At 69.0% G+C, this 25926-nt stretch carries 23 protein-coding genes; 16 read left to right on the forward strand and 7 right to left on the reverse strand.

The window, feature by feature from the left end:
* Positions 1 to 50 precede the first annotated feature (50 nt).
* Genes H5399_RS06725 through glp form a run of 8 tightly spaced genes read left to right on the forward strand, consistent with a single transcriptional unit; the run spans position 51 to position 11141 of the window.
* Positions 51 to 3764: a nitrate reductase subunit alpha gene (locus tag H5399_RS06725; RefSeq protein ID WP_182782254.1), complete on the forward strand. Its 3714-nt coding sequence runs from the start codon at positions 51 to 53 to the stop codon at positions 3762 to 3764.
* On the forward strand, positions 3764 to 5344 hold the full coding sequence (narH, locus tag H5399_RS06730; RefSeq protein WP_255422095.1) for a nitrate reductase subunit beta: 1581 nt from the start codon (positions 3764 to 3766) through the stop codon (positions 5342 to 5344). Before H5399_RS06725 ends, narH begins: the two co-directional genes overlap by 1 nt.
* Positions 5341 to 5955 carry a nitrate reductase molybdenum cofactor assembly chaperone gene (narJ, locus tag H5399_RS06735; protein WP_182782255.1) on the forward strand — a complete coding sequence of 205 codons (615 nt, stop codon included), beginning with the start codon at positions 5341 to 5343 and terminating at the stop codon, positions 5953 to 5955. Before narH ends, narJ begins: the two co-directional genes overlap by 4 nt.
* The gene (gene narI / locus H5399_RS06740) at positions 5952 to 6710 is read left to right on the forward strand and encodes a respiratory nitrate reductase subunit gamma (protein ID WP_182782256.1); all 759 of its coding nucleotides are present in this window, start codon (positions 5952 to 5954) and stop codon (positions 6708 to 6710) included. Before narJ ends, narI begins: the two co-directional genes overlap by 4 nt.
* Positions 6711 to 6748: 38 nt before the next feature.
* Positions 6749 to 8092 carry a nitrate/nitrite transporter gene (locus tag H5399_RS06745; RefSeq protein WP_370585700.1) on the forward strand — a complete coding sequence of 448 codons (1344 nt, stop codon included), beginning with the start codon at positions 6749 to 6751 and terminating at the stop codon, positions 8090 to 8092.
* Complete coding sequence (locus tag H5399_RS06750; RefSeq protein ID WP_182782257.1) at positions 8089 to 9480, forward strand: MFS transporter; 1392 nt, start codon at positions 8089 to 8091, stop codon at positions 9478 to 9480. The genes H5399_RS06745 and H5399_RS06750 overlap by 4 nt, the downstream gene beginning before the upstream one ends.
* A 22-nt stretch (positions 9481 to 9502) precedes the next feature.
* The gene (locus tag H5399_RS06755; protein WP_182782258.1) at positions 9503 to 9919 is read left to right on the forward strand and encodes a molybdenum cofactor biosynthesis protein MoaE; all 417 of its coding nucleotides are present in this window, start codon (positions 9503 to 9505) and stop codon (positions 9917 to 9919) included.
* Positions 9920 to 9932: 13 nt separating this feature from the next.
* Positions 9933 to 11141: a gephyrin-like molybdotransferase Glp gene (gene glp, locus H5399_RS06760; protein ID WP_182782259.1), complete on the forward strand. Its 1209-nt coding sequence runs from the start codon at positions 9933 to 9935 to the stop codon at positions 11139 to 11141.
* Between the two features lie 63 nt (positions 11142 to 11204).
* On the opposite strand, the gene H5399_RS06765 is transcribed toward glp, so the two are convergent.
* Together H5399_RS06765 and H5399_RS06770 are read right to left on the reverse strand one after the other, a co-directional pair.
* Entirely contained in the window at positions 11205 to 11687 is a 483-nt protein-coding gene (locus H5399_RS06765) for an SRPBCC domain-containing protein (protein ID WP_182782260.1), read from the reverse strand.
* Between the two features lie 3 nt (positions 11688 to 11690).
* On the reverse strand, positions 11691 to 12035 hold the full coding sequence (locus tag H5399_RS06770) for a helix-turn-helix transcriptional regulator (protein ID WP_182782261.1): 345 nt from the start codon (positions 12033 to 12035) through the stop codon (positions 11691 to 11693).
* A 79-nt stretch (positions 12036 to 12114) separates the two neighbouring features.
* Between H5399_RS06770 and moaC the strand changes: the two genes are divergently transcribed.
* Positions 12115 to 12591 carry a cyclic pyranopterin monophosphate synthase MoaC gene (moaC, locus tag H5399_RS06775; RefSeq protein ID WP_182782262.1) on the forward strand — a complete coding sequence of 159 codons (477 nt, stop codon included), beginning with the start codon at positions 12115 to 12117 and terminating at the stop codon, positions 12589 to 12591.
* Here moaC and H5399_RS06780 read toward each other — a convergent pair whose 3' ends face one another.
* On the reverse strand, positions 12592 to 13104 hold the full coding sequence (locus tag H5399_RS06780) for a molybdenum cofactor biosynthesis protein B (protein WP_182782263.1): 513 nt from the start codon (positions 13102 to 13104) through the stop codon (positions 12592 to 12594).
* Positions 13105 to 13181: 77 nt separating this feature from the next.
* Between H5399_RS06780 and H5399_RS06785 the strand changes: the two genes are divergently transcribed.
* The 7 genes from H5399_RS06785 to H5399_RS06815 all read left to right on the forward strand — a co-directional run bounded on the left by H5399_RS06785 (position 13182) and on the right by H5399_RS06815 (position 19655).
* Entirely contained in the window at positions 13182 to 13589 is a 408-nt protein-coding gene (locus H5399_RS06785; RefSeq protein ID WP_182782264.1) for a molybdopterin-binding protein, read from the forward strand.
* Positions 13586 to 14290, forward strand: a complete 705-nt coding sequence (gene modA / locus H5399_RS06790; protein WP_370585701.1) for a molybdate ABC transporter substrate-binding protein — start codon at positions 13586 to 13588, stop codon at positions 14288 to 14290. The genes H5399_RS06785 and modA overlap by 4 nt, the downstream gene beginning before the upstream one ends.
* Complete coding sequence (locus tag H5399_RS06795; protein ID WP_370585702.1) at positions 14287 to 15069, forward strand: ABC transporter permease; 783 nt, start codon at positions 14287 to 14289, stop codon at positions 15067 to 15069. Before modA ends, H5399_RS06795 begins: the two co-directional genes overlap by 4 nt.
* On the forward strand, positions 15062 to 16123 hold the full coding sequence (locus tag H5399_RS06800; protein WP_182782265.1) for a sulfate/molybdate ABC transporter ATP-binding protein: 1062 nt from the start codon (positions 15062 to 15064) through the stop codon (positions 16121 to 16123). The genes H5399_RS06795 and H5399_RS06800 overlap by 8 nt, the downstream gene beginning before the upstream one ends.
* Before the next feature lie 62 nt (positions 16124 to 16185).
* Positions 16186 to 17613 carry an amidophosphoribosyltransferase gene (gene purF, locus H5399_RS06805; RefSeq protein ID WP_182782266.1) on the forward strand — a complete coding sequence of 476 codons (1428 nt, stop codon included), beginning with the start codon at positions 16186 to 16188 and terminating at the stop codon, positions 17611 to 17613.
* Positions 17610 to 18653: a phosphoribosylformylglycinamidine cyclo-ligase gene (gene purM, locus H5399_RS06810; RefSeq protein WP_182782496.1), complete on the forward strand. Its 1044-nt coding sequence runs from the start codon at positions 17610 to 17612 to the stop codon at positions 18651 to 18653. The genes purF and purM overlap by 4 nt, the downstream gene beginning before the upstream one ends.
* A gap of 57 nt (positions 18654 to 18710) precedes the next feature.
* Entirely contained in the window at positions 18711 to 19655 is a 945-nt protein-coding gene (locus H5399_RS06815; protein ID WP_182782267.1) for an AEC family transporter, read from the forward strand.
* A 1010-nt stretch (positions 19656 to 20665) separates the two neighbouring features.
* Here the strand turns inward: H5399_RS06815 and H5399_RS06820 are convergent.
* Genes H5399_RS06820 through H5399_RS06835 form a run of 4 tightly spaced genes read right to left on the reverse strand, consistent with a single transcriptional unit; the run spans position 20666 to position 25922 of the window.
* On the reverse strand, positions 20666 to 22339 hold the full coding sequence (locus H5399_RS06820) for a glycoside hydrolase family 13 protein (RefSeq protein WP_182782268.1): 1674 nt from the start codon (positions 22337 to 22339) through the stop codon (positions 20666 to 20668).
* A gap of 26 nt (positions 22340 to 22365) precedes the next feature.
* On the reverse strand, positions 22366 to 24090 hold the full coding sequence (locus H5399_RS06825; RefSeq protein ID WP_182782269.1) for an alpha-glucosidase: 1725 nt from the start codon (positions 24088 to 24090) through the stop codon (positions 22366 to 22368).
* 36 nt (positions 24091 to 24126) lie between these two features.
* Positions 24127 to 25020 carry a carbohydrate ABC transporter permease gene (locus H5399_RS06830; RefSeq protein ID WP_182782270.1) on the reverse strand — a complete coding sequence of 298 codons (894 nt, stop codon included), beginning with the start codon at positions 25018 to 25020 and terminating at the stop codon, positions 24127 to 24129.
* Complete coding sequence (locus H5399_RS06835) at positions 25017 to 25922, reverse strand: carbohydrate ABC transporter permease (RefSeq protein WP_182782271.1); 906 nt, start codon at positions 25920 to 25922, stop codon at positions 25017 to 25019. Before H5399_RS06835 ends, H5399_RS06830 begins: the two co-directional genes overlap by 4 nt.
* Between the last annotated feature and the right edge of the window lie 4 nt (positions 25923 to 25926).

A 25926-nucleotide genomic window follows, 5' to 3' on the forward strand; every position in this document is an offset into this window, starting at 1 on the left:
TTTCCGAGAAGTTTGGACGTACCGCTCTCCGGCATGGAAAGCTGACGCCCATGAGCACCGATTCCGCGCGCGTTGACGGCCCCGCCTCCGATGCCCTGCTGAAGCTTGGCCGCTTCTTCACCAAGTGGGACCAGACCGACGACGGCCGCGCCGTCTTCCGCCAGGGTGGCCGCGCGGGAGACGTCTTCTACCGCGACCGCTGGAGCCACGACAAGGTGGTCCGCTCCACGCACGGCGTCAACTGCACCGGCTCCTGTTCCTGGAAGGTCTACGTCAAGGACGGGATCATCACCTGGGAGTCCCAGCAGACGGACTATCCCACCACCGGGCCTGACCGGCCGGAGTATGAGCCCCGCGGATGCCCCCGTGGGGCCGCCTTTTCGTGGTACACCTACTCGCCCACCCGGGTCCGCTACCCGTACGGCCGCGGCGTGCTCATCGAGATGTACCGGGAGGCGAAGAAGCGCCTGGGCGATCCGGTGGCCGCCTTCCGTGAGATCTCCACCGATCCGGTCAAGCGCCGCCGCTACCAGCAGGCCCGAGGCAAGGGCGGATTGGTGCGCATCTCCTGGGAAGAGGCCCTGGAGATCTCCGCCGCCAGTTACGTCAACACCATCAAGTTCTACGGCCCGGACCGCTGCGTCTCCTTCTCGCCCATCCCGGCGATGAGCATGGTCTCCCACGCCATCGGCACCCGCTTCACGCACCTCATCGGCGGCGCGATGACCAGTTTCTACGATTGGTACGCGGACCTCCCCGTCGCCTCCCCGCAGGTGTTCGGAGACCAGACCGACGTGCCGGAGTCCGGCGACTGGTGGGATTCCACCTACCTGATGATGTGGGGCTCCAACGTGCCCGTCACGCGCACCCCGGACGCGCACTGGATGGCCGAGGTCCGCTACCGCGGCACCAAGGTGGTCACCGTGGCGCCGGACTACGCGGACAACGTGAAGTTCGCCGACGAGTGGCTGCCCGCCCAGGCCGGCACCGATGCCGCGCTGGCCATGGCCATGGGGCATGTCATCCTCAAGGAGAACTTCGTCGACAAGAAGGTCGAGTACTTCGACGACTACGTCAAGCAGTACACGGACCTCGGCATGCTGATCACCCTGGTGGATCACCCCGAAGGCCATGGGCTGGTGCCCGGCAAGTTCCTCACCGCCGCGGACCTGCCGGCCACCGCAGAGGTCTCCGACGCCGCCTTCAAGACCGTGGTGTGGGACGACGCCACCTCCAGCCCTGCGGTGCCCAACGGTTCCATGGGCTACCGCTACTCCGAGGACGGGGCCGGTCTCTGGAACCTGGACCTCGGCGAGATCCGACCCGCGCTCAGCCTCATCGAACAGGCCGACGCGCAGAAGGTGGAGATCTCCCTGCCGTGCTTCGAGGACCCGAAGGGGGAGGGCAGCATCATCCACCGCGGTGTCCCTGCCCGCGTGGTCGAGGGCAAGCTCGTCACCACAGTCTTCGACCTCATGCTCGCCCAGTACGGCGTGGGCCGCGACGGCCTCCCTGGCCAGTGGCCTGCCGGGTACGACGACGCCACAGTTCCCTACACCCCCGCCTGGCAGGCGGAGATCACCTCCGTGCCCGCCGAGGCGTGCCTCCGCATCGCCCGTGAGTTCGCGGCCAACTCGGAGGAGTCGAAGGGCCGCACGATGATCATCATCGGCGCCGGCATCTGCCACTGGTTCCACGCGGACGTGACCTACCGCGCCATCATCGCGCTGCTCATGATGACCGGCTGCATCGGCAAGAACGGCGGCGGCTGGGCGCACTACGTGGGCCAGGAGAAGTGCCGCCCCATGACGGGCTGGTTCAACATGGCCAACGCCACGGACTGGTCGCGGCCCCCGCGCACCATGATCGGCACCGCCTACTGGTACATGCACACCGATCAGTGGCGCACCGACGGCTTCTCGGCTGACCGGATCAAGTCCCCGCTGTCCACCGGCAGCCTCGACGGCACCCACTCGGCGGACGCCATCGCGCTGTCACACCGCCTGGGCTGGATGCCGTTCTACCCGCAGTTCGACGCGAACCCGCTGGACCTGGCGGACGAGGCGATCGCTGCCGTCGGACGCGGCGAGTACGAGACCCCGCAGGCCTACGTGGCCGCCAGGCTCAACTCCGGCGAGTTGAAGAGCGCCGTCGAGGATATCGACGCGCCCGAGAACTGGCCGCGCACCATGATCCTGTGGCGCTCGAACCTGTTCGGCTCCTCGGCCAAGGGCAACGAGTACTTCCTCAAGCACCTCCTCGGCACCCACAACAACGTGATGGAGAACGGTCACGGGGCTGACCTCCGCCCGGATGTGGTGAAGTGGCACGACGAGGCCCCTGAAGGGAAGCTGGACCTGCTGATCACCGCGGACTTCCGCATGACCAGCTCCACGCTGCTCAGCGACATCGTGCTCCCTGCCGCCACCTGGTACGAGAAGTACGACCTCAGCTCCACGGACATGCACCCCTTCGTGCACGCGTTCACGCCCGCGATCGACCCGCCGTGGGAGACCAAGAGCGACTTCGACGTGTTCGCCGAACTCGCGATCAAGCTCTCCGAGCTGGCCAAGGGACGCCTGGACACCCGCAAGGACCTGGTGGCGGTTGCGCTCCAGCACGACACCCCCGGCCAGATCGCCCAGCCGGGCGGCCATGTGCCCGACTGGCGAGGCACCGACCTGGAGGGTGTGCCCGGGAAGAACATGCCGGTGCTCGCCGTCGTTGAGCGCGACTACACGGCGATCGCGGACAAGCTGCTCACCGTCGGCCCGCTGGCGGAGAAGCTGGGCTTCACCGTCAAGAACATCACCTACGACGTGGGCCACCAGGTGACCAAGCTCGGCAAGCTGCACGGGGTGTACCCCTCCGGCCCGGCCGCAGGCCGCCCCGCCATCAACACCGACCAGCGGCTCGCCGAGGCCATCCTGATGTTCTCCGGCACCACCAACGGAGAGTTGGCCACGCAGGGCTTCCGCGACCTGGAGCGCAAGACCGGCCGCAGACTGGCGGACCTGTCTGAGGGGTCCGAGGAGAAGCAGATCACCTTCATCCAGACCCAGCAGTCGCCGCAGCCCGTCATCACCTCCCCGGAGTGGTCGGGGTCGGAGACCGGCGGCCGCCGCTACGCCGCGTTCACCATCAACACCGAGCGGCTCAAGCCATGGCACACGCTGACCGGGCGGATGCACTTCTTCCTGGACCACGACTGGATGGCCGACGCAGGCGAGCAGCTGCCGATCTTCCGGCCGCCGCTGGACATGGGCCGCGACTACGGCGAGCCCGAGCTCGGACCCAACGGTGAGAAGGCCATCACGCTGCGCTACATCACGGTGCACAACAAGTGGTCCATCCACTCCGAGTACCAGGACAACCTGTTCATGCTCAGCCTCGGTCGCGGCGGGCCGCAGGCCTGGCTCAGCGTCGCCGACGCCGCGAGCATCGGGGTCAGGGACAACGACTGGATCGAGCTGACCAACGCCAACGGAGTGTTCGTGGCCCGCGCCGTCGTCACGCCGAAGCTGCCGGACGGCATCTGTTACGTGCAGCACGCCCAGGAACGCACCATCGACGTGCCGAAGTCCGAGGCCACCGGCAAGCGCGGCGGCATCCACAACTCGGTGACCCGGATCCTTCTCAAACCCACCCACCTCATCGGCGGCTACGCACACCAGGCGTACGCCTTTAACTACATCGGCCCCACCGGCGTTCAACGAGACATCGTGTCGACGGTGCGCCGCCGCTCCCAGGAGGTCCAGTACTGATGGCCAAGCAGCGACGCGTGATGGCCCAGGTGGCCATGGTGATGAACCTCGACAAGTGCATCGGCTGCCACACCTGCTCGGTCACCTGCAAGCAGGCCTGGACCAACAGGGCCGGCACCGAGTACGTGTGGTTCAACAACGTGGAGACCCGCCCCGGGCAGGGCTACCCGCGCACCTACGAGGACCAGGAGAAGTGGCAGGGCGGCTGGGTCCGGACCAAGTCGGGGCGCCTCAAGCTGCGCTCCGGCGGCCGGTTCAAGAAGCTGCTCAGCATCTTCGCCTCCCCGGTGCAGCCCGAGATGAGCGACTACTACGAGCCGTGGACCTACGACTACGAGAACCTCATCCAGGCACCGCTCGGCGACGACTTCCCCGTCGCGCGGCCCAAGTCCCTCATCACGGGCGACGACATGGCCATCAAGGCCTCCGCCAACTGGGACGACGCCCTGGGCGGCATCCACGAGACCGGCCATGACGACCCGATCGTGAAGAAGCTTCGCGAGGACGCCAACCTGCAGATCAAGTTCGAGTACGAGAAGACCTTCATGTTCTTCGTGCCCCGGATCTGCGAACACTGCCTCAACCCCTCCTGCATGGCCTCCTGCCCCTCCGGCGCCATCTACAAGCGCTCGGAGGACGGCATCGTCCTGGTGGACCAGGACAAGTGCCGCGGCTGGCGTCAGTGCATCACCGGCTGCCCCTACAAGAAGATCTACTTCAACCACCGCTCCGGCAAGGCCGAGAAGTGCACCATGTGCTACCCCCGCCTCGAGGTGGGACTGCCGACGGTGTGCTCCGAGACCTGCGTGGGCCGGCTGCGCTACATCGGCATCATCCTCTACGACCCCGATCAGGTCACCAAGGCCGCCCTCGTCGACGACAAGGACCTGTACCAGGCCCAGATGGACCTGATGCTGGACCCGAACGACCCGCAGGTGATCGCCGATGCGAAGGCCAACGGGATCCCTGGCGACTGGCTGGCCGCCGCCCAGAAGTCACCCGTGTACGCCCTCATCAAGCACTTCAAGGTGGCGCTTCCGCTGCACCCTGAGTACCGCACCATGCCGATGGTCTGGTACGTGCCCCCGCTCTCCCCGGTGGTGGACCTGCTCAAGGCACAGGGCCACGACTCCGAGGCCGGCGGCAACCTGTTCGGTGCCATCGACACCCTCCGCATCCCCGTCGAATACCTCGCTGAGCTGTTCACCGCGGGAGACGCCGACGTGGTGACGGGCGTGCTGCAGAAGCTGGCCGCGATGCGCTCCTACATGCGCGACGTGACGCTCGGCCGAGAGCGGCAGCCCGAGCTGGCGCACGCCGTCGGCATGGAGCCCGCGGCCCTGGAGCAGATGTACCGGCTGCTCGCCATCGCCAAGTACGACGAGCGCTACGTCATCCCCAAGGCCCACGCCGAGCAGGCGCACAACCTGGAGGAGATGGGCTGCTCGCTGGACTTCGAGGGCGGGCCGGGCGCCGGGGGAGAGGGGCCGTTCGGCACCTCTTCAGGGCGCGTGGTCCCGGTGGCGATCGAGAGCTTCGCCGACGCGAAGGCCCGCCAGCTCGACGCGAGCGGAGCATGATGTCAGCGGTGGTGTTCCAGGCGGCCGGGCTGCTGCTCGGCTACCCGGACGAGGAGCTGCTGGATCGGCTCCCGGTGATCGAGGCCGCCGTCGCCGAGGCTGGTGCGGGAGAGTACTTCGCGCCCACCCTCGCGCACCTGCGCAGCATGCCGATCATGGAGCTGCAGAGCTGGTACGTGCAGGAGTTCGACCTGTCACGCCGGCACGCGCTGCACCTGACCTACTGGACCGACGGCGACACCCGCCGCCGAGGCGAGGTGCTGGCCGCCATCAAGCAGACCTACCGGGACTCCGGCCTCGTGGTGGACCTGGCCGGTGAGCTGCCGGACTACCTCCCGATGGTGCTCGAGTTCGCCGCCGTGGGGCACCCCCAGCTGGGGTTGGGGCTCCTCAACGCCTACCGGGCCAGCCTCGAGCTGCTCCGCATCGGCCTGGCGGAGGACAAGCTCCCGCAGTCCGGCGTGGTCGCGGCCGTCTGTGCCGCGCTCGGCGGGCCCTCGCCGCGCACCCGCTCCGAGGTCCGGGACCTGCTGGGCGGCCCGCCCACCGAGACCGTCGGCCTCGATCCCACCTTCCTGCCCTACCCGCAACTGCAAGGGAGCACGCGATGAACATTCTGCTCTGGGGAGTCCTGCCCTACGTGGTGCTGCTGATCCTCGTGGGTGGGCTGATCTGGCGCTACCGGTTCGATCAGTTCGGCTGGACCACGCGCTCGTCTCAGCTCTACGAGTCCAGGCTGTTGAAGATCGGCTCGCCCATCTTCCACTTCGCGCTCATCGCGGTGCTCATGGGCCACATCGTCGGCCTGCTGATCCCCAAGGCGTTCACGGACTGGATCGGCATCGATCAGCACACCTACCACGCCGGCGCCCTCTACGGCGGCGGGCTGGCGGGCGTCGCCCTGATCGTCGGCCTGGCCATGCTGATCTGGCGGCGGAGGTCCACCACGGCGGTGTTCAAGGCCACCACGTGGAACGACAAGATCATGTACCTGGTGCTCGCCACCGTGATCGGGCTCGGCATGGTGGCCACGCTCACCGGAGACACCACCCCCACGGGGGAGGAGCACAACTATCGCGAGACGGTATCGGTGTGGTACCGCTCCCTGTTCGTGTTCCAGCCCGACGTGGAGGCGATGGGGGCCGCCACCTGGCAGTTCCAGACCCACGTCGTCATCGGGATGCTGCTGTTCGCGATGATCCCCTTCACCCGCCTGGTGCACGCCTTCTCCGCACCGTTCCACTACCTGTTCCGCCCCTACATCGTCTACCGCTCGCGCGACGACTCGTCGCGTCGCTCCGAGACGGTCAAGGGTCGCGGCTGGGACCCCGTGGGTACCCCCGACAACAAGCGCGCCCAGCGCTGAGCTCCCTGCCGCCTTCCCCCTAGAGAGACACCCCACACGTGAGTAAGCACCTCATCGAGGTTGAGCCCGTCCACGAGACGGGCAAGGGCGCCGGCCGCGTCATGATCATGTCCACCCTCGCGTTCACGCTGATGTTCGCGGTGTGGCTGATGTTCGGCATCCTCGGCGTCCCCATCCAGAAGGAACTCGGCCTCACCGACGTGGAGCTGTCCTGGATCTCGGCCCTGGCCGTCCTGAACGGCTCGATGTGGCGGCTCCCGGCCGGCATTCTGGCGGACCGGATCGGCGGCCGGAAGGTCACGCTGTTCCTGCTGTTCGCCACCGCGCTGCCCGCCTTCCTGGTCTCGAAGGCCGACAGCTACGGGCTCCTGCTCGTGCTGGCCTTCCTCGTCGGCTTCGCGGGCAACCTGTTCTCCGTCGGCACCGCCTGGAACGCGGCCTGGTACTCCCGCAAGCGCCAGGGCCTCGCCCTGGGCGTCTTCGGTGCGGGCAACGTGGGCGCGTCGGTGACCAAGTTCATCGGCCCCCCGCTGATCGCAGGGACGGCGGGGGCCACCTTCGCGTTCGGCATCGAGGGCGGCTGGCGCCTGGTTCCGGTGATCTACGCCGTGCTGCTGGTCATCGTAGGGGTGGCCGTGTGGGTGATCGTGCCGCGCGTGGATCGCGCGCCCGGCACCAGCCGGAGCGTCCGCACCATGCTGCTGCCGCTCAAGCACATGCGGGTGTGGCGGTTCAGCCTCTACTACGTGGCGGTCTTCGGCGCCTACGTGGCGCTGTCGGCGTGGCTACCCAAGTACTACGTCGACAACTTCGACGTTGACCTCACCACCGCGGGTCTGCTCACGGCCACCTTCATCTTCCCGGCCTCGCTCCTGCGTCCCGTGGGCGGCTGGCTGTCGGATCATTTCGGCGCCCGTAGGGTCATGTACTGGACGTTCGCTCTGATGCTGCTCACCAGCGGAATCCTCATGATGCCCAACGGCCACATCGTCATCGAGCACGCCGACGGCTCCCAGACCGAGCACCTCGCCTACAGCCTCAGCCTCTGGATGTTCGCGGTGCTGGTGTTCCTCCTGGGCTGCGCCATGGGCCTGGGCAAGGCCGCGGTGTTCAAGCACATCCCCGAGTACTTCCCGGAGAACGTCGGCTCGGTCGGCGGCCTCGTCGGCACCCTCGGTGGCCTCGGCGGGTTCGTCCTTCCGCCGCTGTTCGCCTACACCAAGCTGTGGTCGGGGTTCCCCACGTCCACCTTCTTCGTCCTGTTCCTCCTCACCGTCATCTGCGCGGTGTGGATGCACCTCACCATCGTCAAGATGCTGCACGACAAGTCACCCGAACTCGCCGGCACCATCGAACTTCCCCTTGAGGAGTCCGCAGTATGAGTACCAAGAAGTTCGAGACCAAGGGCGACTGGCTCCAGGCCTGGGACCCGGAGGATCCGGAGAAGTGGGACAGCAGACTCGCCTGGAACACCCTCACCATCACGACCTTCACGCTGACCCTGGCCTTCGTGGCCTGGTTCCTCCCCAGCGCCATCGTGCCCAAGCTCAACGCGCTCGGCTTCGACTTCACCAAGGAGCAGCTCTACTGGATGGCCGCCATGCCCGGCCTGTCCGGCGGAATCCTGAGGCTCGTGTGGATGGTGCTGCCGCCCAAGATCGGCACCCGCAAGATGGTGACCCTGACCACCCTCCTGCTCATCCTGCCGGTCCTCGGGTGGGGCTTTGAGGTCACCAACCCTGACGTGCCCTACTGGCGGCTCTTGGGTCTGGCGTTCCTCTCCGGCATCGGCGGCGGTGCGTTCTCCGGATTCATGCCCTCGACCTCGTACTTCTTCCCCAAGCGCCTCCAGGGCACCGCGCTGGGCCTGCAGGCGGGCATCGGCAACTTCGGCGTGTCGCTCGTGCAGCTCATGACGCCCTGGCTGATCACCTTCGGCATGTTCGGGTTCCTCGGCTCGCAGCAGATGTCGTTCGCGGGCAGGGACCCCGTCACGGTCTGGTACCAGAACTCGGCGCTGGTCTACATCCCGTTCATCATCGTCGGCGCCATCTGGGCCTACATCGCGCTGCGGTCCGTGCCGATCAAGGCCAACATCAAGCAGCAGTTCGACATCTTCTCCAACCAGGACACCTGGTGGATGACCATCCTCTACATCATGACCTTCGGCACCTTCTCCGGGCTCGCGGCCCAGTTCGGCCTGCTGATGCTCAACCTCTACGGGGCGGGCAACGCCGCCATCGTCGAGGGCGCTGGGGCCACGGCCACGATGCTCGTCGACGGCTACACGCTGCCGGATCCGGTGAAGTTCGTCTTCCTCGGGCCGCTCGTCGGTGCCGGGGCCCGTATCGTGTTCTCGCCGCTGACTGACCGGATGGGTGGCGCCATCTGGACGCTCATCTCCGGCATCGGCATCCTGGGCTCGATCCTCTTCACGATCCCGGCGCTCACACCGGACACCTCCAGCGCTGCCGCGCTGCAGGGCGGGTTCAACCAGTTCCTGTGGGGCATGCTGCTGATCTTCCTGTTCTCCGGGATCGGCAACGCGTCCACGTTCAAGCAGATGCCGATGATCTTCGAGAAGCGGCAGGCGGGCGGCGTGATCGGCTGGACCGCGGCCATCGCGGCCTTCGGACCGTTCCTGTTCGGTGTCGGCCTGACCATCATGAGCCCCACGATCTTCTACGCGATCGGCGCTGTCTGGGCCGTGATGTGCATCGCGATCACCTGGTTCCGGTACGCCCGCCCAGGCGCGCCGAAGCCCAGCTGACCCCCCGCGTTAGGGTGTGCGTGTGAAGCAACTCGCAGGGGTGACGGCCGACGACGTCGACGTCGACGCGCTGACGGCGTTCGTCTCCGATGACCGCGCGGGAGCCGTCGTCACGTTCGGCGGCATCGTGCGCAACCACGACCACGGGGTGGCGGTCACGGGCATCGAGTACGTCGGGCATCCGACGGCGGAGGCCGTGATGCGGGAGATCGTCGCCGAGTTCGAGGGCCGAGAGGGCGTGCACGCGATCGCGGCGCAGCATCGCGTGGGCACGCTGGGCATCGGGGGGGTGGCGCTGTTCGTGGCTGTCGCGGCGTCCCACCGGGCGCAGGCGTTCGGTTGCGCGTCGGACCTGGTGGAGCGGGTCAAGGAGCGGCTGCCGATCTGGAAGAAGCAGTTCCTCGCCGACGGCACCCACGAGTGGTCGCAGTGCCCGTGAGGAGTGGCCCGACGTGCTGAGCGTCGAGGAGTACCTGGGGCGGGTGCTGGCGTTGGCCTCGCTCCTGCCAGCCGAGGCGACGCCCGTCGGTGAGGGTCGCGGACGGGTGCTGACGGAGGACCTGACGGCGCGGGTGGCGGTCCCCCCCTTCGACAATTCGGCCATGGACGGGTTCGCGGTGCGCGCCGCCGACGCGACGCCCGGGGCCGTCCTCAGCGTGGTCGGCGACATCCCTGCCGGCGCCACTTCCACGCCGACGGTGGGGCCCGGGGAGGCGGCCCGGATCATGACGGGCGCGCCGATGCCACCGGGGGCGGACGCCGTCGTCCCGGTGGAGGCCACCGACCAGCCGATGGGCGCCGCACCGCTGCCCGATCGCGTTGTCGTCAGCGAGGCAGCGGTGCCGGGCCGGCACGTGAGGCGGGCGGGTGAGGACGTGCGCGCGGGAGACACCGTCCTGCCCTCCGGGACCGTGTGGGGGGCAGAGGCCGCGTCCGCGGCGGCGTCGATCGGCTTCGGGTCAGTGCCGCTGCGTCGGAGGCCGCGTGTCGCGGTGCTGTCGACCGGCTCCGAGCTTGCGCCCGCCGGTGAGCCACTCGGCTTCGGCCAGATCCCGGACTCCAACTCGATCCTGCTCGCCGGCCTCGTGGAGAGGTTCGGCGGCCGGGTCGTCCTGCGGCGATCGGTGCCCGACGACGGCGCCCAGTTCGCGCGGGTGCTCGACGAGGCCTCCGCCGCCGCGGACGTGGTGGTCACCTCCGGCGGGGTGTCCGTGGGGGCGTTCGAGGTGGTACGGCAGGTGGTCGAGGGCGAGATCGAGTTCGTCAAGGTGGCGATGCAGCCGGGCAAGCCGCAGGCCTGCGGCGCACTGCGTGACCGTGACGGGCGCCCCGTGGCCTTCCTGGGTCTGCCCGGCAACCCCGTCAGCGTGTTCGTCTCGGCCTGGGCGTACCTGCGCCCGCTGCTGGCCGCGTTTCAGGGCCTTCCCACACTGTGGCCGTCCACCCAGCTCCCCGTCGCCGAGGGGTGGCACAGCCCGCCGGGGCGTCGGCAGTACACGCCGGTGCGCATCGTCGACGGCGCGGTGCAGCCCTCGCACCGGCTCGGCTCAGGCTCCCACCTGGTGGCCTCGCTCCACCTGGCCGACGGCCTCGCCGTCGTTCCGGAGCTCGTGGAAGCGGTCAGCCCGGGCGATGTCGTGGCGGTCCACGGCCTCACCTGACCTGAGGAGTGACGCCGGGTGCCGGCTGCGACACCCGACGTCACTGCCTGCCGCGCTCGGCGGTCAGGCGGCGGGTTGGTCCATGGATCGGCCCGTCTCGAGCAGGGTCTTGAGCCCCGACAGTGCCCACGGCCATCCACCGCCACCGGTGCCCGGATCCGCGCCGCCCGTGACCTCGGCGAGCAGCTGCGGGTTGTTCGTCACGTCGTGGGTGAGGACGACCTGTGTCAGGCCGCCCGGGTATTCGGTGAGCTCCCAGGTGACGCGGGTTGCCTCTGCCTCCGGGTACCAGGCGGGCGCCCAGTCCAGGACGAGCCGTCGCGGCTCGTCGATCTCCACCACTGAGCCGTTGACCGCAACCTCGCCCATCCCCATCTGCTTCATTTCGTCGGTGGTGAGGTTGCGGTACACGCCCCCGGGTCGGGGGTCGATCTCGACGTCTCCGCCGTAGCCCCAGCGAGACGTGTACTCCGATGTGGTGATGGCGTCCCAGATCTTCTGCGCCGGGGCGTTGATGTAGATGCTGTAGATGACGGTGTTGTTCATGGTTCAGCCTTTCGAAGGGTCGTCCTCGACGACGTGTTTGAGCTGCAGCAGCACGGAGGCGATGCCCGCTCGTTCGGTGTACTTGCCGATCCACCGTTCGTGGATCTGTTGGATCGGGACCGGGTTGAGGTGGTGGAGCTTCTCCCGGCCTTGCCTTCGCGTGGTGACGACGCCGGCGTCCTCCAGGATGCGGAGGTGCTTGGCGACGCCGAACCGGGTCATCTCCGCCCGGGTCTGGACGAGGTCCGTCAGCTCCGCGAGCGAGCGGCCGTCCCGCTCGAAGAGCGCGTCCATCAGCAGCCGGCGGATGGGATCCGCCAGCGCCTTGAACACGAGGTCGTCGTCCATACCGCGACAATATGTGACCGATAGGTCACCTGTAAAGCCCCGGGTTGGCCCCGGTCATGGAACCTGACACGCTTGCGCCATGGAGTTCACGCACCTTGATGCCCGCGGCGAGGCCCGCATGGTCGACGTCACCGCCAAGCAACCCACGGTCCGCTCGGCCACCGCCGTCGCCTCCGTCCGTTGCTCGGCGGAGGTGGTTGAGGCGTTGCGCACGGGAACAGTGCCGAAGGGCGACGTGCTGGCCGTCGCCCGGGTCGCGGGGATCGCGGCGACGAAGAGGGTCCCGGATCTGCTGCCGCTGGCACACGTGATCGGCGTGCACGGCGCCGTCGTCGACCTGTCGATCGTCGACGAGGGGGTCGCCATCGAAGCGACGGTGCGGACCGCGGACCGGACCGGCGTCGAGATGGAGGCGCTGACGGCGGTGACTGTCGCGGCGTTGGCGGTGGTGGACATGGTCAAGGGCGTGGACCGTTCGGCCGAGATCGTGTCGGCGCGGATCACCGCCAAGAGCGGGGGGCGCTCAGGCGACTGGAGCCGGCCCGCGGATTCCTGATTACTGGCTGGAGGGCCGATTGAGGTCGTGATCAGCGCCGTCGAGCTGGTCGACGATGTGGACGAGCAGCGGGGCCAGCACTGAGAGTGCGTCGCGGGCCCCACCCCGGGAGCCGGGGGCGTTGTAGACGAACGCGCGGTTCTCGTTGTGGTCGATCACCCCGGCCAGGCCCCGGGAGAGCCACGACAGCGGAGTGTTCGCCGCGCCCAGGCTGCGGACGGCCTCCGCCACCCCCGGCACCTCGTAGGTGAGCAGGGACCGGGTCGCCTCGACGGTGACATCCCGCGGGCCCACTCCCGTCCCGCCCGTGGTGATGACCACGCGGGCGCCGTCGGCCACCGCGAGCCGGATCTCTGTGGCGATCACCTCGGCCTCGTCCGGCACGATGACCGGCTCCGTCACCTCGAATCCCAACTCCTTCAGCGCGCGACGGATGATCGGGCCCGAACGATCCTCGTAGACGTTGCCCGAGGCGCGATCCGAGCAGGTGATGACGGCGGCTCTGTGACTCATGGCCCCAGCCTATTCCGGCGCGAAGGCCGACAGGACCAGACCCACCGATCCGCAGGAGCGGAGTGTTAGGGTCAAGCATGACGCAGATGCGGATCTCGGCGGCGGCAAGCCTTCTGGGGGTGAGCGACGACACGGTCCGTCGCTGGGTTGAGGCCGGCCGTCTGCCGGCCAGCGCCGACGAGCAGGGGAGACGGGTCGTCGACGGCGCCGCGCTGGCCGCGCTCGCCCAGGAGCTCGCCGATGGAGGGCTGGACGACCTGGACGGGGGAGCGGGGACGCGATCAGCGCGCAACCACCTCACCGGGATCGTGACGAAGGTGACCTCGGATCTGGTGATGAGCCAGGTGGAGCTGCAGTGCGGCCGCTACCGCATCGTCAGCCTGATCTCCACCGAGGCGGTGCGGGAACTCGGGCTCGAGGTCGGCTCGGTGGCCACCGCTGTCATCAAGGCGACGAACGTGTCGATCGAGGGGCTCAGGTCGTGAACAGGTCCGCGGCACTGCTCGTCGCCGCGTTGGCACTCACGGGCTGCGGGCAGCCTTCGTCGACGAGCCCGGTCGTGTTCGCAGCGTCATCCCTGAGTGAGGTGCTGCAGGACGTGGGCGCCGAGGCCACCTTCAGCTTCGACGGCTCATCCGGGCTGCTCGACCAGCTGGCGGGTGGAGCCCCGGCCGACGTGTTCGCCTCGGCCGACCGCGCGGTGATGCAGCGCGCCGTCGACGCGGGTCTCCTCGCAGACGATCCGGTGATGTTCGCCACCAACCGGCTGGTGATCGCCGTGCCGCGAGGCAATCCGGCCGGGGTGACGGGATTCGACGAGTCGCTGAATCGCGGGAAGCTCGTGGCGTGCGCGGTGGAGGTGCCGTGCGGGGCCGCCGCACACAGGCTGGCCGACGCGGCCGGGCTGGAGCTCCGTCCCGTCTCCGAGGAGAGCAGAGTGGCCGATGTCCTCGGCAAGGTCGCCTCCGGGGAGGCCGACGCCGGCCTCGTCTACGCTACCGACGCCGTGGCCTCGACCGCCGTGGAGAGCATCGAGATCGCCGGTGCCGGCGGCGATCCGAACACCTACTGGGTGGCGGTGGTGGCCGACGCGCCCCACCCCGCCGCGGCTGAGGACTTCGTCGACGGGCTGACCGGGCCCTGGCAGGAAGACCTGCGCGCGGCCGGTTTCGGGCCGCCGCAGTGACCGCAGCGGCCCTCCCGCGCTGGGCGTGGGCGCCTTTCGCCGCTGCGATGGCGGTCCTCGTCGTGCCGCTGGTCGGCCTGTTGGTGCGGGTTCCCTGGGGGAGGTTGGGTGAGCTGCTGGGCTCCGAGCGGGCCCGTGACGCGCTGGCGCTCAGCCTCGGCACCTGCCTGGCCAGCACCGTCGTGGTGCTCCTCCTCGGCGTCCCGACGGCGCTCGTGCTGGCGCGGTCGCGGGGCCGGTGGGTCGGCGTGGCGCGGACCGTCGTGGCGGTGCCGATGGTGCTGCCGCCCGTCGTCGCGGGGCTTGCGCTGCTCGCCACCCTCGGGCGGCGCGGCCTCATCGGCGCGCCGCTGGGGGTGCTCGGGATCGAGATCGGCTTCACGACCGCCGCCGTGATCGTGGCGCAGACCTTTGTGGCCCTGCCCTACCTGGTGGTCTCGCTCGAGGGCGCCTTGCGCTCCGCGGGCACCGACTACGAGCGGGCCGCCGCACGGCTCGGCGCACGCCCCACGCACGTGTTCGGGCGGGTCACGGTGCCGTTGGCCACCCCCGCGATCCTGTCTGGCACCGCGCTCGCATTCGCCCGGGCGCTCGGCGAGTTCGGCGCCACCCTGACGTTCGCCGGGTCCCTGCAGGGCGTGACCCGCACGCTGCCGCTGGAGATCTACCTGCTGCGGGAGTCCGACGCCGAGCTGGCCTTGGCGTTGGCGCTGGTGCTGTTGGGGGTCGCGGCTGTCGTCGTGAACGTGTCGATGCGGACGGGGCGCACCGATGCCTGAGGCCATCCGGGTCGACGCGGCGGTCGCGGACCGTGGCCTGGCCGTCGAGGTGGGCATCCCCGAGGGCGCGACTGTCGCGGTGGTGGGCCCCAACGGCGCGGGCAAGTCCAGCCTGGTCCAGCTGCTCTCCGGCGACCTGCGCCCCACCAGCGGCCGCGTGAGCGTCCACGGACTGGAGCTGTCCGGGCCGGAGGGACACGTGGCCCCCTACCAGCGGCGGTTCGGCTACGTCGAGCAGCGTTCCCTGCTGTTTCCCCACCTCGACGTCCTCGACAACGTCGCCTTCGGGCTTCGCGCCCGCGGCGTGTCGCGGGCGGCCGCGCGGGCCCGGGCGGCCGACGAGCTGGCCGCCGTCGGGTGCGCCGACCTGCGGCGGCGTCGCCCGAGGTCCCTCTCCGGCGGGCAGGCGCAGCGGGTTTCCCTGGCCCGCTCCCTGGCCATCGATCCGGAGGTGATGCTGCTGGACGAGCCGCTGGCCGCGCTCGACGCCACCGTGGCGCCGGAGGTCCGGGTGCTCCTCAGGCAGCGCCTGCGCGGGATCACCACCGTGCTGGTCACCCACGACTTCCTCGACGTGGTGACCCTCGCGGACCGGGTGGTGGAGCTGAGCGAAGGCCGCGTCGTCGCGGAGGGGGACGTCGACGAAGTGTGTCAGCGCCCCACGAGCGCCTTCCTGGCCGGCTTCGTCGGGGTCAACCTGCTGCATGGCGAGGCCACGGGCGACGGCGGGGTCCGGCTGGACGAGGGGATCATGGTGGCGGGCATCTCCGCGGGCCCTCTGCCGCCGGGGCCGGCCCGCGCCGTGTTCGCGCCCACCGCGGTCAGCGTGTTCCGGGAGGCCCCGCACGGGAGTCCGCGCAACGAACTGCCCGCCCTGGTGGTGGGAATCGAGGACAGGTGGCCCGTGCAGCGGGTGACGCTGGACGTGGTGGGGCAGCGGGTCGCTGCCGACCTGACCCCCTCCGCGGTCCGCGACCTGGGCTTGGCGCCCGGTGATCGGGTGGTGGCGGTGATCAAGGCCACCCTGGTGTCGCTGTACCCGTCGTCCGCCTGAGCATCGGCCCACCGGAGGAGGGGACGGCGCCCGGAACGGCGCCAGCGGGTAGAGTCTGCCGCGTGCTCGGCTACGACGGTCCCAAGGAAGAATGCGGCGTGTTCGGTGTCTGGGCGCCCGAAGAGGACGTGGCCCAGCTGACGTTCTTCGGCCTGTTCGCGCTGCAGCACCGAGGCCAGGAGTCCGCCGGCATCGCGGTGAGCAACCTCCAGCGCATCATGGTTTACAAGGACATGGGCCTGGTCAGCCAGGTGTTCAATGAGGCCACGCTGAAGTCGCTTCCCGGCCGGCTGGCCATCGGTCACACCCGCTACTCGACGACGGGGGCCAGCGTCTGGCACAACGCGCAGCCCACCTTCCGCGCCACGCACGCCGGTGGACTGGCCCTGGCCCACAACGGCAACCTCACCAACACCCACGAGCTCGAAGCGTGGTTGGCGGAGCTGGACCCCACCGAGCGGGTGCCGGAGAAGAAGACCATGGACTCCACCAACGACACGTCGCTGGTGACGGCTCTCATGGCCAGCTTCGGCGAGGAGCCCATCGAGCAGGTGGCGATGAAGGTCCTGCCCCGCCTGAAGGGCGCCTTCTGCCTCACCTTCATGACCGAACGCACGATCTTCGCGGCCCGAGACCCGCAGGGCATCAGGCCCCTGGTCCTCGGGCGTCTGTCCAACGGTTGGGTCGTCGCCTCCGAGACTGCGGCGCTGGACATCGTGGGCGCCAGCTTCGTGCGTGAGGTGGAGCCCGGCGAGTTCCTCGCCATCGACGAGCGCGGACTGCGGTCCGTGCGTTTCGCCGAGGCCAAGCCGAAGGGCTGCATCTTCGAGTACGTCTACCTGGCCCGCCCGGACACCACCATCGCCGGACACGGCGTGCACACGGTCCGGGTCCGGATCGGCCGGAAGCTCGCGGAGGAGTACCCCGTCGACGCCGACCTGGTGATCCCGGTGCCGGAGTCGGGGACGCCCTCGGCCATCGGCTACGCGGCTGCCTCGGGCATCCCCTACGGGCAGGGCCTGGTGAAGAACGCCTACGTGGGCCGCACCTTCATCCAACCCAGCCAGACCATCCGCCAGCTCGGCATCCGGCTGAAGCTCAACCCGCTGCGCGAGGTGATCGAGGGCAAGCGCCTCGTCGTCGTCGACGACTCGATCGTGCGGGGCAACACCCAGCGCGCCCTTGTGCGGATGCTGCGCGAGGCCGGCGCCCGCGAGGTCCACGTGCGCATCTCGTCGCCGCCGGTGAAGTGGCCATGCTTCTACGGCATCGACTTCGCCTCCCGGGCCGAGCTGATCGCACCGGGCCTGACGGTGGAGGAGATCCGCCGCTCCCTCGGCGCAGATTCCCTTGGCTACATCTCGCTTGAAGGCCTGACGGAGGCCACCCACGTGCCCGCCGACAACCTGTGCCGTGCCTGCTTCGACGGGAACTATCCCGTCGCGATCCCGCCGGCCCAGGCCGAGCTGCTGAGACTCGAGGAGAGATAGTGGAGAAGAGTGCCTACGCCGCCGCCGGCGTCGACATCGAGGCGGGCGACCGCGCCGTCGAACTGATGAAGGCCCACGTGGGCCGCACCCGTCGGCCTGAGGTGTTGGGCGGTCTCGGCGGCTTCGCAGGGTTCTTCGACGCCTCGGCGCTGAAGGGGTACCAGCATCCGGTGCTGGCCACCTCCACCGACGGCGTGGGCACCAAGGTGGCCATCGCCCAGGCCCTGGACAAGCACGACACCATCGGCTTCGACCTCCTCGGCATGCTCGTCGACGACCTCGTGGTCTGCGGCGCCGAACCGCTGTTCGTGACCGACTACATCGCCTGCGGCAAGGTGGTCCCGGAGCGGATCGCCGCGATCGTCAGCGGGATCGCGGACGCGTGTGTCGCGGCGGGCTGCTCCCTCATCGGAGGGGAGACGGCCGAGCACCCCGGCCTCCTCGAGCCGCACGAGTACGACATCGCCGGCGCGACGACGGGCGTGGTGGAGCGCTCTAAGATCCTCGGGCCCGAGCGGGTGCGCACGGGCGACGCGGTCATCGCCATGGCCTCGTCCGGTCTGCACTCCAACGGCTACTCACTGGTCCGCCACGTCCTGCTGAACCAGGCGGGCTGGGACCTCGGGCGCCACGTCGACGAGCTCGGCCGAACCCTCGGCGAGGAGCTCCTCGAGCCCACGAAGATCTACGCGCTCGACGTGCTGGACCTCATCAGCACCGTCGAGGTGCATGCCATGAGCCACATCACCGGCGGCGGGCTGGCCAACAACCTGGCCCGCGTCATCCCCAACGACATGGCCGCGGTGCTGCGCCGCTCCAGCTGGACCCCGCCCGCGATCTTCCAGATCGTGCAGACGGTGGGCGGGCTCAAGCAGGCCGACGTCGACGCCACCCTCAACATGGGCGTGGGCATGGTGGCGATCCTGCCTCAGCATGAGGTCGACGCGGCCCTGGCGGCGCTCGCCGCACGCGGTGTCCGCGGGTGGGTGCTGGGCGAGATCCAGGCCTCCGAGGGGCCTGGCGAGGCGTTCCTCCTGTAGCTGCACTGCGCAGCCCCACCGTCGTCGGCGCGACGGGGGGTCGCTAGGGTGCCAGCCATGGGCACCATCGCTGAGACGCTTGCCAGCGTCATCCCCATCGTCCTGCTGATCGCGCTCGGCATCCTCCTGCGCCGCCTTCGGGTGCTGGACGACGCCGTGGTCGAGGGCCTGAAGCGCCTCGTTGTCAGCGTGGTGCTGCCGGCGGTGCTGTTCACCGCATTCCTGTCGATGGAGTTCCGGGCCGAATACCTGGCGCTCATCGTGATCATCCCCGTCGCCTGCGTCCTGCTGCTCGGCATGGGTGCCGTGGCGCGGCGCGCTCTGGGGGCGCCGCCCGTGGCCACCTTCCTGTTCACCGGGTTCGAGTTCGGCATGGTGGGGCTGGCGTTGTACGCGGCAGCCTACGGACTCAGTAACGTGCCGACGGCGGCGATCGTCGGTCTGGGGCATGAGTTCTTCATCTGGTTCATCTTCGTGACGCTCCTGAAGCGTCAGAGCGACGGGGCGGTGTCGCTGAGCGAGACTCTCGCCTCGTTCGTGAAGTCGCCGGTCATCCTCGCGATCTTCGCCGGGCTGGCGCTCAACAGGCTCGGCGTGGCCGAGACGCTCGCCGCGAACCCCTTCTCGGCCGGGGTGCTGGGCGCGCTCGGCTACCTCGCCGCCGTGATCGTGCCCGTCATCCTGCTCATCGTGGGCTACGGGACCAGGCTGAGCCGCGCCGGAGTCCGGGAGGCGGCCCCGCTGGTGGCCGTCCGCTTCGTGGTCTGCCTGATCCTGGCGCTGGTCCTCTCCGAACTCGTCGTGGGTCGCTGGCTAGGCCTAGACCAGTTCGCCCAAGCGGCGGTCTTCATGCTGTTCATCCTTCCGCCGCCGTTCATCGTCCCGATCTTCCTGCCCGCCCACAGGCGCGACGAGGTGGCCTACTCCAACAACGTGTTGAGTCTGTATACGGTCGTCAGCGTGGTGACGTTCGTCGCCTACGTGTTCGCCACCGTCGGCTGAGGCCTGCCCCGCGGGTCGTGACGCGCGTTGCCCGATCAACCCTGCTGTCCGGTGCAGGGAGCCGTGACCCGAGGCCCGAGCGGCCGTTGTCCACGGTCTGCACGTCCTCCGGACTCGGAGGGTGGTTGGGTGGTGAGGCCGCCCGTGCCTCGGCTCCCGTCTCCCTGCACTGGCTTGGCCTGCGGCGTGGCCGGGTTCGGGTGTGGCCCGTCAGGGCGGCCCTGGCTTGAGTTCCTCGAGGCGGAGGGCAGTCAGGTGCTCGTCGGGTTTTGCACCGCTGCGCAGTGCCGCCCTGTCGTCCCCCACCCTCGCGAAAGGGCCCGTCATCGGCTGTGTGTTGGGTGGATCTGGTGGCGACTACGAACCCAGATCTACCGATTTGGTAGCGGGCCCAGACGCGGGGGCCCTTTTCTCACCGACCGGAGCGAGGCCGTCGGGCGGTTGGGTTCATGGGCTCAGGGTGGTTTCGACGCGGGCTGCGCCGCTCCGCGGCTATGCCCGGCTCAACCCGCGGGGGGCGGCTTCAGACGCCGGGGTCTTTGGTCGCAAAGTCGTAACCCCAGTGACAAACCGTGAGGTGCAGCGAGGGTGCGGGACGTCAGGGCGGCACTGCGTAGCGGTGCTCAACCCGACGATCACCCGGCTGGCTCCCGCCTCAGCAGGCTGTTGCCAGGGCCGCCCTGACGGGCCACACCCCAACCTGGCCACGCCACAGCAGAAGGCGGCGGGGAACCGGGATCCGCTGCACGGGCGGCCCTCAGAGGCGCCGCAGGCCCCGACCACCTGGTCGTGTCTGGCGACCAGGGGACCCGGCCACCTCGGGCCGCCCGTTCAGCGGAACCCGGATCCCCGCACCCAGACGGTGGACCAAGGCGAGGCGGACCAGGGCGAGGCGGACCCGGGCGAGTGGGTTAAGTCCGAGGGAAGGTCACGATACGACCCTTCGAGACGCTCCACGGTCGCTACGCGACGCGGAGCTCCTCAGGGAGCGAAGATGGCGCGGCGGGCGGTCAGGTGCGGAGCCAGACGGTGGTCTCGCCCGGAAGCTCGTCTCCCCACGGGCCCGAGGCGACCAGAATCTCTCCCTCGGGCAGCGGAACCGGATCCTTGCCGAAGTTCGACACCACCTCCCAGCCGCCCGACCGCCGGAACCGCAGCACCTCGTCGTAGTCGGTCGGGATCCACACCATGGACTCGTCTGTCTGCAGCTCCCGCCGCAGCTGCGCCGCCCGTCGGTACATCGACAGCGTCGAGCCCGGATCCTCGGACTCCGCCTCGACGGAGTAGTGCCCGAACCACAGCGGCTGCGGCAGGTGCGAGCCGTCGTCGCCGAAGCCGAACGACGACCCGGACCGCGTCCACGGCAGCGGCACCCGGCAGCCGTCGCGGCCCACCTCCAGCTCACGGTTGCGGAAGAACGACGGGTCGGCCCGCATGGAATCGGGAATCTCCGCCACCTCCTGGAGGCCGAGCTCCTCGCCCTGGTACAGGTAGGCCGAGCCGGGTAGCGCCATCAGAAGCAGCGTCGCCGCACGCGCCCGGCGAAGGCCAGTGGCCGCGTCGATCAGGACAGGGTCGCCGCCGGCCATCAGCCAGTCGCCGCCGTGCTTGCGCAGCGGCGTCCCGTCGGGGTTGGTCCCAGGGAACGGGGTGCCGTAGCGGCTGGCCGACCGGATCGTGTCGTGGTTGTTGAGCACCCAGGTGACCGACGAGCCGGACACGGCCGCGACACCCAGGCACTCGTCGATGATCCGGTGGAAGGTTGCCGCGTCGTAGTTGGCGAGCTGGAGGTCGAAGAAGAACGACTGCCCCAGCGTGGACGGGCTCGCGTAGAGCGGCACGCGTGACGAGTGCACCGCGGCCTCCGCGACGGCGGTGCGCGGCGGGTCGTAGGAGTTGAACACCCCGCGCCACTCGGCGTAGATCTCCTGGAGCTCGTCGCGGTCCCACGTGGGATGGCTGCCGTCCCTCGGGTGGGCCTCGAGCTCGGCCTGCGTGGGCAGGGGCTCCGTCAGGTCCTTGGCGAGCATGTGGGCGGCGTCCACGCGGAAGCCGTCGACGCCGCGATCGGCCCAGAAGCGCAGGATGCTGAGGAACTCCTCCCGGACCTCATCGCTGGCCCAGTTCAGATCCGGCTGCTCGACGGCGAAGGTGTGGAGATACCACTGTCCGTCGGCCACCTGCTCCCAGGCGCTGCCACCGAAGATCGAGACCCAGTCCGTGGGCGGCTCGGAGCCGTCCGGGCCGGTGCCGTCGCGGAAGATGTAGCGCTCCCGCTCGGCCGATCCGGGGCCCGCCGCGATCGCCTGCTGGAACCAGTCGTGCAGGTTCGAGGTGTGGTTCGGCACGATGTCGATGAGGATCCGGATGCCACGCGCGTGCAGCCCGGCGGCGAGCTCGTCAAAGTCATCGAGGGTGCCGATGCGCGGGTCGATTCCGCGGTAGTCGATGACGTCGTAGCCGCCGTCGGCGAGGGCGGAGGGATAGAAGGGGCTCAGCCACACCGCGTCGATGCCGAGGCCGGAGAGGTAGTCGAGCCGCGAGGCTATGCCGCGCAGGTCGCCGATGCCATCGGCGTTGCTGTCGGCGAAGCTGCGGGGGTAGATCTGGTAGACGAGGGCTTGGCGCCACCATTGGGCGCTCTGGTCGGAGACCAGGGTCGCCTGGTCCGTGATGTCCTGCATGGGGGAAGGTCCTTCAGTGGTGAGGGTCAGCGGGTGGCCAGGCGGAGGATTCGGGACTCCCACGGCGCGAGCGACGAGGGGTCGGCGGCATCGTGGGTGGCCAGGATCAATTCGGCGCCGTCGAGGCTGGGGAGGGCGTCGAACGGGAGTTCCGCCGAGGTCGACGAACAGTTGGCGAGGACGAGCAGTGTGGTGTCGCCCAGGGTGCGGGTGAACACCCAGAGCTGCTCGTGCTCGGGCAGAAGCAGCTCGAAGCGGCCCTCGCGGACCACCTCGTCGGTGTGTCGAAGCGCGATCAGACTCTGGAAGTGGGCGAACACCGACGCGGGGTCGAGGCGGGCCGCCTCGGCGTTGATGTCGCGGTAGTTGGGGTTGGCCGGCAGCCAGGGCACGCCGGTGGTGAAGCCCGCGTGCGGGCCGTCGTTCCACTGGACGGGGGTGCGTGCATGGTCGCGGCTCTTCGCGGCCAGCGAGCGGAGGATCTCGGCCTCGGCGGTGCCCATGGCCGTGGCCAGGGTGTGGTGGTTCAGCGATTCGACGTCGACGTAGTGCCCGATCTCCGTGAAGGGGGAGTTCGTCATGCCGAGTTCTTCACCCTGGTACACGTACGGGGTGCCCTTGTGCAGGTGCAGGACGGTGGCCAGCGTCTTGGCGGAGTTGACGCGGTGCTCGGGGGAGTCGTCGCCGAAGCGGGACACTGCCCGCGGCTGGTCGTGGTTGTCGAGGTACAGCGAATTCCAGCCCGATTCCGCCAGACCGTACTGCCACTGGGCAAGGTTGCCCTTCAGCGCGGGCAGGGGCAGTGCCATCAGGTCCCACTTGCTACCGGAGGCCTGGTCGAGGCTGACATGCTCGAACGTGAAGACCATGTTCAGCTCCCGCCGGGCAGGGTCCGTGACCCGCCGGGCCAACTCAACGGTCGCGCCGGGCATCTCGCCGACGGTGAGCAGATTCTGGTCGTCGAGGCCCACCTCGCGGTTCATTTCGGCGAGGAACTCGTCGAGACGGGGACCGTTGGCGATCTGGCGGAAGTCCGCCGAGCCGGGCTCGATCGGGCCGCCGGAGGCGAGGTCGTGTGGCTTGGAGATGAGGTTGATCACGTCCATCCGGAAGCCGTCGACTCCGCGGTCCACCCACCACCGCATCATGTCGTAGACGGCTTCGCGAACCTCGGGGTTCTCCCAGTTGAGGTCCGGCTGCCCGGGGCTGAACATGCTCAGGTAGTACTGGCCGCTGGCCGGGTCGAACGTCCAGGCCGACGGCGCGAAGGCCGCGGCGCTGTCGTCGGGCTCGGCGCCAGGCGTGCCGGGCTCGTGTCCGGGACGGGCGGGGCGCCAGTAGTACCAGCTCCGCTTGGGGGAGGCCGGGTCGCGGGACTCGACGAACCACGGGTGCTGGTCCGAGGTGTGGTTGACCACCAGGTCCATGACCAGCTTGATCCCGCGCCAGTGAGCCTGGGCGAGGAGCTCGTCGAGGTCCGCGAGGGTTCCGAACAGGGGATCGATGTCGCGGTAGTCGCTGATGTCGTAGCCGTTGTCCACCTGCGGCGAGCGGTAGACGGGCGACAGCCAGATGACGTCGACCCCGAGCTCGGCCAGGTGGTCGAGGCGGCTGGTGATGCCTGGGATGTCGCCGATGCCGTCGCCGTTGGAGTCCTGGAACGAGCGGGGGTAGACCTGGTAGACCACCGCGGAGCGCCACCAGCCGTCCGGGCGGGAAGCTGGGGCGGTCTGATGGCGTTCTGCGGTCATGGTTCTCCTTGGTGCGGTTGGTGGTGGGTCGGATGACTACTTGATGGCGCCCTGCGTCAGGCCGGACATCACCCAGCGCTGCGCGAACAGGTAGACGACGATAGCCGGGGCCATGGCCATCAGGTACGACGCGAAGCTCACGTTGTAGCTGTTGCTGAACTGCGTCTGGAAGATGTTGTTGACCACGGGGATCGTCTGCCATTCCGGTTGGGAGATGATCAGCGAGGGCATCATGAAGTCGTTCCAGGAGCTGAGGAAGGCGAAGATGCCCACCGTGGCCGCCATGGGCGACAGCAGGGGGAAGATCAGCTTCCAGAACACCTGCCAGGTGCTCGCGCCGTCCATGCGCATGGACTCCTCGAGCTCCAGCGGGATGGAGCGGAGGAAGGTGCTGAACAGCAGGGTGTTGAACGCCAGCCCGAACACGATGTGGAGAATCGCGACCCCGAAGTAGTTGTCCAACCCCAGCAGGCCGGTGAGCCGCACCTGCGGCAGCGCGACCACCGGGAACGGGATGAACATGGCGGCGAGCAGGTAGTAGAAGGAGTACTTGAAGGGCTTCCGGTCCCAGTTGCGCACGATGGCGTAGGCGGCCATCGACGACACGAGGATGGCACCGGCCACGGCCACCAGGGTCACGATCAGGGAGACGAGGAAGGCCCGGGGGAAGTTGGTCAGGCTCCACGCCTCGACGAACCCGCTGAAACTCCATGGGTTGGGGAGGCTGAACGCGTTCAGGTCGGTGGACTGCTGGGTGGTCTTGAAAGCCATCGAGATGGTCACGTAGAGCGGCACGAGGACGGTGACTGCGGCGAGGATCAGCAGGATGGTGGCGGTCCAGTTGACCTTCTCCTGGCCGACCCGCCCGCGGCGCGACGCCGCAGTGGGGGCCGGGACGCCGACGGCGACGGTGGCGAGTGGGGTGCTCATGACCCGGACCTTCCCTGGGTGAGGCGCAGCTGCAGCAGCGCGATGACGATGGTGATGACGAAGAAGACGGCGGCGTTGGCCATCTGGTAGGCGTAGTCTCCGCCGCTGAAGCCGGCGAAGATGGTGAACGCGACGCTGCGGGTGGCGGTGCCGGGGCCGCCCTGGGTCAGGCCGACGATCTGGTCGTAGACAGCCAGGTAGCCCTTGAAGCCGAGGATCATGTTGATGCCCACGTAGCCGGCCACCAGCGGCAGCGTGATGTGCCACAGGTTCTTCGCCGGGGTGGCACCGTCGATCGAGCTGGCCTCGTACACCTCACCGGGGACCGTCATGAGGCCCGCGATGTAGATCAGCATGGCGCTGGGCACCGAGCCCCAGGTGGTGACCAGGACGATGGCGAACCACGCCCAGTCCGGGTTGGCCAGCAGGCTCGTCGAGAGGCCGTCGATCCCCAGTGCCGCACCGATCTGCGGCAGCGAGTTGTTGAACAGGAAGCGGAAGACGAACGAGTAGATGATGGCCGAGATCACCATGGGGATGACGAAGACGGTGCGCAGCGGGTTGGTGAACTTGATCTTCGAGGTGAGCCCGAGGGCCAGGAAGAAGGCGATGACGTTGACCAGGATGACGGTGACGGCGGCGAACAGGAGGGTGAAGCCGTAGGACGAGAGGATGTTCTCGTCGCGGAAGAGGGCCACGTAGTTGCGGAAGCCGATCCACTCGAAGTCGCCGAAGCCCATCGAGTTGGTGAAGCTCATCGTGATGCCCTCGACGGCTGGGTAGGCGATCATCAGGGTGAACACCGCGACGGCGGGCACCAGGAAGAACCAGTAGACGGGTTCGACGGGGCGTCTCGGCCCTGTCTTCGCTGCGGGCGCGCTGGCCCTGGACGGGGTTGACATGCGT

Origin of the sequence: Tessaracoccus sp. MC1627, assembly GCF_014164725.1 — a bacterium.
In the GTDB taxonomy this organism is placed as follows: domain Bacteria; phylum Actinomycetota; class Actinomycetes; order Propionibacteriales; family Propionibacteriaceae; genus Arachnia.

Coding starts and splice junctions, on each gene's coding strand:
- H5399_RS06725 (WP_182782254.1), top strand. CDS start 51: ATGAGCACCGATTCCGCGCGCGTTGACGGCCCCGCCTCCGATGCCCTG.
- narH (WP_255422095.1), top strand. CDS start 3,764: ATGGCCAAGCAGCGACGCGTGATGGCCCAGGTGGCCATGGTGATGAAC.
- narJ (WP_182782255.1), top strand. CDS start 5,341: ATGATGTCAGCGGTGGTGTTCCAGGCGGCCGGGCTGCTGCTCGGCTAC.
- narI (WP_182782256.1), top strand. CDS start 5,952: ATGAACATTCTGCTCTGGGGAGTCCTGCCCTACGTGGTGCTGCTGATC.
- H5399_RS06750 (WP_182782257.1), top strand. CDS start 8,089: ATGAGTACCAAGAAGTTCGAGACCAAGGGCGACTGGCTCCAGGCCTGG.
- H5399_RS06765 (WP_182782260.1), bottom strand. CDS start 11,687: ATGAACAACACCGTCATCTACAGCATCTACATCAACGCCCCGGCGCAG.
- H5399_RS06770 (WP_182782261.1), bottom strand. CDS start 12,035: ATGGACGACGACCTCGTGTTCAAGGCGCTGGCGGATCCCATCCGCCGG.
- moaC (WP_182782262.1), top strand. CDS start 12,115: ATGGAGTTCACGCACCTTGATGCCCGCGGCGAGGCCCGCATGGTCGAC.
- H5399_RS06780 (WP_182782263.1), bottom strand. CDS start 13,104: ATGAGTCACAGAGCCGCCGTCATCACCTGCTCGGATCGCGCCTCGGGC.
- H5399_RS06785 (WP_182782264.1), top strand. CDS start 13,182: ATGACGCAGATGCGGATCTCGGCGGCGGCAAGCCTTCTGGGGGTGAGC.
- H5399_RS06800 (WP_182782265.1), top strand. CDS start 15,062: ATGCCTGAGGCCATCCGGGTCGACGCGGCGGTCGCGGACCGTGGCCTG.
- H5399_RS06815 (WP_182782267.1), top strand. CDS start 18,711: ATGGGCACCATCGCTGAGACGCTTGCCAGCGTCATCCCCATCGTCCTG.
- H5399_RS06820 (WP_182782268.1), bottom strand. CDS start 22,339: ATGCAGGACATCACGGACCAGGCGACCCTGGTCTCCGACCAGAGCGCC.
- H5399_RS06825 (WP_182782269.1), bottom strand. CDS start 24,090: ATGACCGCAGAACGCCATCAGACCGCCCCAGCTTCCCGCCCGGACGGC.
- H5399_RS06830 (WP_182782270.1), bottom strand. CDS start 25,020: ATGAGCACCCCACTCGCCACCGTCGCCGTCGGCGTCCCGGCCCCCACT.
- H5399_RS06835 (WP_182782271.1), bottom strand. CDS start 25,922: ATGTCAACCCCGTCCAGGGCCAGCGCGCCCGCAGCGAAGACAGGGCCG.